Source organism: uncultured Alsobacter sp., assembly GCF_945952055.1.
Taxonomy (GTDB): domain Bacteria; phylum Pseudomonadota; class Alphaproteobacteria; order Rhizobiales; family Beijerinckiaceae; genus Alsobacter.
Genome location: NZ_CAMFHB010000092.1, coordinates 1 through 8150, shown reverse-complemented (window position 1 = coordinate 8150; position 8150 = coordinate 1). Strand labels below are relative to the sequence as shown.

Below are 8150 nucleotides of genomic sequence, written 5' to 3'. Positions count from 1 at the left end.
TCTACACGTAAGGAGTCGTCGGCAGCGTCAGATGTGTATAAGAGACAGCCTGATGGGCGTCGCCGAGATCCTGGCCGGCATGAAGGACGAGATCCCGGGCACGGTGAAGCTGATCTTCCAGCCAAACGAGGAAGGCTCCAACGACGGCCGCCCGAGCGGCGCCCAGGCGATGATCGCCGACGGCTGCCTGCAGAACCCGGCGCCGTCCGCGGTGTTCGGCCTGCACGTCACCTCGGGCATCCGCTCCGGCGTGATCGCGCTGCGTCCCGGCGGACTGATGGCCAGCGCCGATCGCCTCAAGATCGACGTCGAGGGTCGCCAGACTCACGGCTCACAACCGTGGCGCGGCATCGATCCCGTCGTCACCTCGGCGCAGATCATCCTGGCGTTGCAGACCATCGTCAGCCGCCAGCTCGATCCGACACTCACGCCGGCGGTCGTCTCGGTCTCGACCATCCATGGCGGCGTGCGCAACAACATCCTTCCCGATTCGGTCGCCATGGAAGGCACCATCCGCACCCACGACGAGGGCGTGCGCGCCGACATCTGGAAGCGCATCGACAAGACCGCCTCCGCCATCGCCGATGCCGCGGGCGCCAAGGCCAGCGTCACGGTCTTCGAGGGCGTGCCGGTGACCTACAACGACCCGCCGCTCACCGACTGGGGCACCAACAGCCTGAAGGACGGTCTCGACCCGCAGCGCGTCACCGAGATACGCCCGGTGATGGGCGCCGAGGACTTCTCGTACCTCGCCCAGGTCGTGCCGGGCATGTTCTTCTTCCTGGGCGTCGTGCCCCCGGACGTCGACCCGCTGCAGGCACCGGCCAACCATTCGCCGCTCTTCCGCGTCCATGAGCCCGCGCTCAAGTACGGCGTGCGCGCGCTCAGCTATCTCGCGATCGACTATCTGAAGCGGAAGTAGCGAGGAACCAAGCCGGGCATCCCAACACCGACCTCACCCTGACGAGCGAACGCAGTGAGCGTCTCGTCGCGCGGAGTAACCTCCACGCTGGGGTGGGCACGAGCACCGTGTCTGTTGCCCATCCTTCGAGACGCGCCCCCGCGGGGGCGCTCCTCAGGATGAGGTGAAAGACTCTACGCCTTGGCGTAGGCGATGCTCATGGTCTCGGCGACACAGGCCGGACGTTCCTGGCCCTCGATCTCGACGGTCCATTGATAGGTCATGCGGATGCCGCCGTTCGGCATGTCGTCCGCGGCGAGCAGCTTCTGGCGGCCGCGGATGCGGGCACCGACCTGCACGGGGCTGGTGTAGCGCACCTTGTTCGAGCCGTAGTTGATGCCGTTGCGCATGTTCTCGATCTTCAGCACATCGCGGGCGAAGGTGGAGATCACCGAGAAGGTGAGATTGCCGTGCGCGATGGTCTTGCCGTCCGGCATGTCGGTCTTGCAGCGCTCGACATCGACATGGATCCACTGATGGTCGCCACTGGCGTCGGCGAAGGTGTTGATGCGCTCCTGCGTCATGACCAGCCAGTCGCTGACTCCCAGCTCCTGACCGACCAGCGCCTTCATCGCCTGCGGGCTCTCGACGATTCTCTTTGCCATGATGTCCTCCTTTATCAGCCGCCGATGGCGGCCCGAATGCGGTCGACCGCGGCGTCGGGCGCGGTGAGCACTTGTGTCTTGACCGCGGCACTGACGGCCGCCAGCGCGCGCGAGGTCGAGAAGTGCGCGAGCATGATGGCGTCGCAGTGCGCGAGCTCGGACGCCCGCGCGGCGATCAGCGCATTGTGCCGGTCGGCATCGCCCTTGCGCAGCGCGTCCATGGCGCCCTCGACCACGATCGTCTCGAGCGAGGCCTCAGCGCCCGCCTCGGCGACGAACTGCTCGAACTCCTCCGTCATGGTCAGCACCGACGGCGCGAAGGTCGCGAGCATGCCGATCCGACGGCCCTGGCCGATCGCCTCCCGGAACATCGCCTCGTTGGGCTTCAACACCGGCACCGGCAGTTCCCTTGCCATGCGCTCGATCGCCGGCCCGAAGGCCGAGCAGGTGACGAGGATCGCCTCGGCCCCGATGCGGTGCGCGTAGCTGCCGAGCTCGACGAAGCGCTCGAACATGCGCGGCGTCAGGTCGTGGTCCTTGGCGCGATCGATCGACAGAGAGGAGTCGAGCAGGTCGATGGCCTCGGCCTCGGGCCACCGCGTGGCGAACGCGCGCTGGATGGGCTCCACGGCGACGGGCGTGCCATGCAGGAGGACAATGCGGGGCTTCTTCGACATGCGGCCGGACTTTCGAAACGAGAATGATTTCAGGAATGCTCGAGGCGGGAGACCAGGCCGCCATCGGCATAGGCCTTCGCCGCTTCGGGCGAGGCGAGCAGCGCCATGAACGCGGCTGCACCTTCTGCGTTCTTGGCATCGGCAAAGATGGCGGCATCGAAGGTGGAGACGGTCTGGACCTCCGGCGGAAATGGACCGGCGACGGCGACGCCGGGGACCGACATCAGCTCGCTCACCTGCTGGATCGCAAGGTCGGCCTCGCCGCTCGCGACCTTCTCGCCGGTGAAGCCCATAGGGATCGTAACGGCGCGCGCATTGACCTCGGCGGCGATACCCAGCCGCTCGACCAGCCCGGTGAAGTAGATGCCGCTCGCGCCCGCCCGCGAATAGGCCACCGCCCGCGCAGACACCAGCGTCCGCTTGAAGGCCTCGACTGTCGAAACGTCGGGCTTCGGTGCGCCTTCACGGACGCCGACACCCAGGATCGAATCGGCGAGACAGACGCGCGTCTCGGGACGCACGATGCGATCGGCGCAGAGCTTGTCCATGGCGCCGTCGATGGCGATGATGACGTCGGCGCGCTGCCCGTCGACGATCGACTTCATGAGGGCCGTGGTCGGACGCCAGTCGATCTCCAGGCGATAGGGCGATGCGGCCTCGAAGGCCGGTTTCAGCCAGCGATTGACGGCCACCTCGAGGGCGAGACCACTCATGACGGCGACGGACGACGGCGATGCCACAGGACCTCACTCCTCGCACAATGGACGTTGTCACTATAGCGGGCTGCAGCCATGGCCGACGGCAAAATGTGCTATCGGTTTACAAAGATTCCGGAATCAGGAGGAGATCCAGTGAGCTTTCGTGCCTCGGGCCATAACTGGCGTCTGTACTGCGGAACGAACGTCCTCGAGGCTCCCCTCAGGGAAGTCGTTGCCCGCGCCGGCGCCAAGCGCGCCTTCGTCATCTGCTCGCCGTCGATCAACGCGCGAACCGACACCGTTCGTCGCATCGAGAAGGCTCTGGGACCGACCTTCGCCGGCGTCTTCGACCGAATCGAAAAAGACTGCCCCTATCCCAACGTCTGCGCCGCCCGGGATGCCGCGCGCGAGGCCAAGGCCGATCTCCTCATCGCCGTCGGCGGCGGAAGCGTGCTGGTGGCCACGCGGGCCGTCGCGATCTTCCTCGGCGAGGATCGCGATCCGTTCGAGCTCATGACGCAGTACCCAGCCGACAAGCCGGCCTACAGTCCGCGCCTGGCGGCGCCGAAGCTCCCCATCGTCAACATCCCGACGACTCCCACCAGCGCGATGAACCGCGCGGGAACGGGGCTGAAGAATGACGACCTGGATCATCGAATGGAGTTCTTCGATCCCAAGACCCGGCCGCAGGCGATCCTGCTGGACCACGACGTCCTGATGACGACACCGTCTTCATCCCACCGGTCGACCGCCACGACGGTCTTTTCCAGTGCCGTTGCAGCCATCGCCGCTGCCGAATCCAATCCGCTGGTCGAAGGCGATCGCCTCCAGGCCTTCCGTCTCGCCTTCCGCTCCTATTCGGGCCTCGCGGAGAAGCGCGACGATGCGGCCTCGCGGGCGGATCTCTGCATCGCGGCCTTCCTGCAGAACCGGGCCGAGGACGATGGCGCCCGCATGGGCGCCAGTTCTTCCTTTGGCGGGGACTACGCCGTCTCCACCGCGCTGCATGTCCAGTTCCCGCATGTCGGCCAGGGGGAGTCGATCTCCGCCATCCACGGTACCCGGATCCGGTTGGAACAGGATGACGATGCGGCCGCGGCGCAAGTCGTGGCGGAAGCCCTCGGCCTCGGTCGCAGCACCGGCCCGATCAGGCCGGTCATCGCCGATGAGCTGGAACGGCTGTACCGCAGCGTGGGAATGCCTGTGCGTCTCAGCGAGCTGAACATCCCGCGATCGGCGATCCCCCTCATCGCCGGGCAGACGGTTAAGAACTTCAATGCCAACGCCGGCGTCCGATCCGACAGCGAACGCATTGCCGCCGCTCAGCGGCTGCTGGAGGCCGCTTACTGAACAAGCTGGAAAACGTTCGCACCCGACGGGCCGCACCGCCGCGCTTCATTCGACGACTCGCCCATCCGCCATCTGCACGATAACGCCGGTGAACTGGGCGGCCGCGCGTGGATCGTGGGTGATCAGGATGACCGTGCGTCCCTCCGTTGCGGCGCGCAGGGAAGCGATCAGCCGGCGCGCGGTCCCGGCGTCGAGATTCTCGGTGGGCTCGTCGAGGATCAGGATACGAGGGTCCCGGAGGAGCGCGCGGGCGAGGACGAGCCGGCGGGCCTGGCCGGCGGATAGCCGCGCGCCCGCTTCGCCGATCCACGTGTCGATTCCCTCGGGAAGGCCGCGCACGAACTCGGCGAGCTGAACGACATCGAGAGCATGTTCCATTGCCGCGGCGTCGGCTTCCGGAGCCGCCATGAGGAGATTGTCGCGGACCGAGCCATTGAAGAGCTGCGCATCCTGCGTGGCGATGCCGACGAGGCGGCGCAGGTCTTCCGGCCGATACCGTTGCAGATCGTGCCCGCCCAGCCGGATCTCGCCCTCGTAGTCCCAGAAGCGCACCAGGAGGCGGCCGAGCGAGCTCTTGCCCGCTCCGCTTGGTCCCAGGATGGCGAGATGCTGGCCGTCGGGAATTGCGAGGTCGAGGCTGTCGAGCGCCGGCGGCAGGTCGGGCGCGTAGCGTAGCCGCACCGATGTGAAGACGATGCTAGCGTCTCGCGGTACGGGCGACGGGTCGGGCCCCGCAACGATGGCCGGGCTTCGATCGGCGAGATCGAAGATGCGGAGTGCCGCCGCCCTCACCTCGCCCCAGCGCTCCATGGCCGCCGGCAGCGGCGCGACCGCTTCGAACGCCGCCAGGGCGGCCAGCGCGAGCGCCGGAACGAGGGCGGGCTCGACCCCAGGCAGAAGACCTCCCGCAGCGACGCTCGCCGCGGCCAGCAGGGTGGCACACCAAAGGGCCAGGCCGGCCGAGAGACCGACCGCCGCCTCGGCGATCACGCCAGCGTTCGACGCGCGGCACTGACTGTCGACCAGCCGTTCGCCCAGCGCGTCGATGACCCCGAGGCGACGGTCGACGGCACCCGCAGCGCGCAGATCCGTCAGGCCCTGAAGCAGGTCGACCGTGGCCACGCGCAGGGCGGCACGAGAAGCGACGGCTTCCGCGCCGGGCACCGCGGCGGCGCGGCGCGCCATCACCGGCACGACACCACCCGCCACGATCAGAAGCACGGCGAGCGCCAGCGCCGTCGGCGGATGCAGGGCGGCCACGACCAGAACGACCGCAACGCTGCAAGCCAGCGCCACGGCGACGGGTGAGGCCAGGCGCAGATAGGCGTGCTGCAACGTCTCGACATCGGCCTGCAGGCTGCCCGCAAGGTCACCGCCACGCCGCGCCTGAAGTTGCCCCGGCGACAGGGGAATGAGCCGCCGGAACAACCAGAGGCGCAGGCCCGCCAGGAGCCGGAACGTGGCCTCATGGCTCAGCAACCGCTCGCCATAGCGTCCGCCGGTCCGCACGATGGCGAAGAAGCGGATGCCGGCCGCCGGGAGGAAGTAGTTCATCATGCCGGTGGTGACCCCGGCGATCGCCATCGCAGCAATGAACCAGCCGGCGACACCCATCAACGCGACGCTCGCTAGCACCGTCGCGCAGGCGACGAGGACCGCGAGCCCCATCCAGCCGCGCCACGGCCGGGCGAGCGCAAGCAGGCGGCGGACGACGGCCATGTCGCTCATGGGGCGAGCCCCGCGTCGCGCAGGAGGCGGGCGAAGCGACCATCGTCTGCCTGGAGCGCGGCGCGGGGCCCCTGTTCCACGATGCGTCCCTCCTCCAGGAACACGACCCGGTCGGCGAGCCGCACGGTGGCGAGGCGATGGGTGACGATCAATGTCGTGCGACCCGCCGCGAGCCGACGGATGGCGTCGGCCACCAAGGCTTCCGTGCCGCGGTCCAGTCCGGCGGTACCCTCGTCGAGAAGCAGCACGCCTGCCCGCTCCTTGAGAAAGGCCCGGGCCAACGCCAGACGCTGCACCTGGCCGCCCGACAGCGTCTCGCCATGCTCGCCAAGCGGCGTGTCATAGCCTTGCGGCAGAGCGGCGATGAACTCATCGGCGGCAGCCAGGCGGGCCGCGTCTCGCACGCGATCGAGGCTGGCGTCGGGATCGCCCAGCCGGATGTTGTCGAGCACGCTGCCCTCGAACATGTGCGGCCGCTGCGGCACGACCGCGACATGGCCGAGCCAGTGCGCGGGGTCGACGTTGGCGAGGTCGTGGCCATTGACGAGCAGCCGACCCGTCTGCGGGCGAAGAAAGCCTAGCAGCAGCGACAGCAGGGTACTCTTGCCCGCGCCGCTCGGCCCGACCAGGGCCACGATCTCACCGGGCACGAGACGCAGCGAGAAATCCCGGAGGGCAGGCCTGCCAGGGTCCGTGCCATGGTCCCAGGCAAAACTTACGCCCTCGCATTCGATCGTGATGGCCGAACCCAGCGCCGGCCGCTCCCGACCCGCCGGCACCGGCGGCTCCGCATGCAGGTCGAGGATGCGCTCGGCCGCGGCCAGGGCTTCCATCCGCGCGTGATAGTCGAGGCCCAACTGGCGCAACGGCGCGTAGAACTCGGGCGCGAGCAGCAGGACGAAAAATGCGGCTTCGAAGCCCAGCGCGCCGTCGAGCAGCCGGAAGCCGATCAGCACGGCGACCAGGGCGATCCCGACCGTGGCGAAGAATTCGAGCGCCAGACTGGACAAGAAGGCGACCCGCAGCACGGCCATGGTGCTCTTTCGATAGTCCTCGGCCGCTTCCGCGAGACGCTCGGCCTCCCGGTCGCCGGCATTCAGAAGGCGCAAGGTGGTGAGGCGCTGCAGCCCGTCGAGCAGCCGGCCGGACAGGCGCAGGAGCCGCAGCCACTGCCGGCGGTTCAGTTTCTCCGCGCCGAGACCGAGCAGGATCATGAACAGCGGGATGACCGGCGCCGTCACCAGCAGCACGAGCCCCGAGATCCAGTCACGCGGCAGGACGACGACCAGCACGAGCGGCGGCAGGACGACGAGCACGCCGAGATGGGCCATGAAGCGCGACACATAGGCGTCGAGGGCGTCGACGCCTTCGAGCACGACGGTGGCGGCCTCGCCCGTGCTGCGGCCTGCGTTTGTTGCAGGTCCAAGCGACGCCAGATGGCGCAGCAGGGCCGAGCGAATGCGGGCCTTCACCCGGGCCGCCGCCGCGAGCCCTGCCCGCCCCGAGGCGTTGGCAAGAACGAAGCGCAGTCCCAGCAGCGGCAGCACCGGCAGCAGCCAGACGAGCGCCGACGAGATCGAGGCCTTCTCCATGACGACCGGGGCGATCGCATGGGCCAGCAGCCACGCCTGCGGCACGGCGAGTGCCGCAGCCAGGGCACCCAGCACGATCGCACGCCGCACGCCGCTCCGCGCCGCTTGCGCGATCTCGCCACGCAGCCAGCGCTCGACGCCGGCGCGCCGACGGCCGGGCGCGTCCGCCGGGGTCCCGGTCATGGGAAAGCGATCGTCAGGTCAGCGCGATGGCCGTTGCGCAGGCGCGTCGACGGCGCTGGAGACATCCAGCGGTTCGCCGGGACCGCGGGCCGCCTTGGCTGCATCCTCCTGTGCCTCGAACAGCACGCCAGCCGAGACAGCAACCAGGACCATGAAGCCCGTACCGAGCAACCACGACAGGTACCAGGGGCCGTAGTCGCCAAGGATGATGGCGAACAGGATGGCCAGGGCCGCGAGCGTCATGGCGATGATGTAGCGCACGAACATGTCCGGCCTCCCCTAGTACGCGTGGTCCGAGGTTTCGACGTGCTTCACGCCGACCTTGCCGCGCATCACCCAGAAGGCCCAGCTCGTGT

Annotated in this window: 7 protein-coding genes; 1 reads left to right on the top strand and 6 read right to left on the bottom strand. The window is 68.6% G+C overall.

All coding sequences use genetic code 11. From position 1 onward, the window contains the following. Positions 1-1095: 1095 nt before the first annotated feature. Genes Q0Q47_RS30800 through Q0Q47_RS30790 form a run of 3 tightly spaced genes read right to left on the bottom strand, consistent with a single transcriptional unit; the run spans position 1096 to position 2956 of the window. Positions 1096-1566 carry a MaoC family dehydratase gene (locus Q0Q47_RS30800; protein WP_293868968.1) on the bottom strand — a complete coding sequence of 157 codons (471 nt, stop codon included), beginning with the start codon at positions 1564-1566 and terminating at the stop codon, positions 1096-1098. Between the two features lie 14 nt (positions 1567-1580). After that, a complete protein-coding gene (locus tag Q0Q47_RS30795; RefSeq protein ID WP_293868966.1) occupies positions 1581-2243 on the bottom strand; it encodes an aspartate/glutamate racemase family protein in 663 nt (220 codons plus the stop codon). Between the two features lie 29 nt (positions 2244-2272). Next, a complete protein-coding gene (locus tag Q0Q47_RS30790; protein ID WP_293868964.1) occupies positions 2273-2956 on the bottom strand; it encodes a substrate-binding domain-containing protein in 684 nt (227 codons plus the stop codon). Positions 2957-3034: 78 nt separating this feature from the next. Between Q0Q47_RS30790 and Q0Q47_RS30785 the strand changes: the two genes are divergently transcribed. Continuing rightward, complete coding sequence (locus tag Q0Q47_RS30785; protein WP_293868962.1) at positions 3035-4291, top strand: iron-containing alcohol dehydrogenase; 1257 nt, start codon at positions 3035-3037, stop codon at positions 4289-4291. A 45-nt stretch (positions 4292-4336) separates the two neighbouring features. Here the strand turns inward: Q0Q47_RS30785 and cydC are convergent, their stop codons facing one another. From cydC to Q0Q47_RS30770, 3 genes are read right to left on the bottom strand one after another with little or no spacing between them, the layout of a single operon-like run. After that, positions 4337-6019: a thiol reductant ABC exporter subunit CydC gene (gene cydC, locus Q0Q47_RS30780; RefSeq protein ID WP_293868960.1), complete on the bottom strand. Its 1683-nt coding sequence runs from the start codon at positions 6017-6019 to the stop codon at positions 4337-4339. Further along, entirely contained in the window at positions 6016-7794 is a 1779-nt protein-coding gene (cydD, locus tag Q0Q47_RS30775; protein WP_293868958.1) for a thiol reductant ABC exporter subunit CydD, read from the bottom strand. Before cydD ends, cydC begins: the two co-directional genes overlap by 4 nt. 18 nt (positions 7795-7812) lie before the next feature. After that, complete coding sequence (locus Q0Q47_RS30770) at positions 7813-8061, bottom strand: hypothetical protein (RefSeq protein WP_293868956.1); 249 nt, start codon at positions 8059-8061, stop codon at positions 7813-7815. Between the last annotated feature and the right edge of the window lie 89 nt (positions 8062-8150).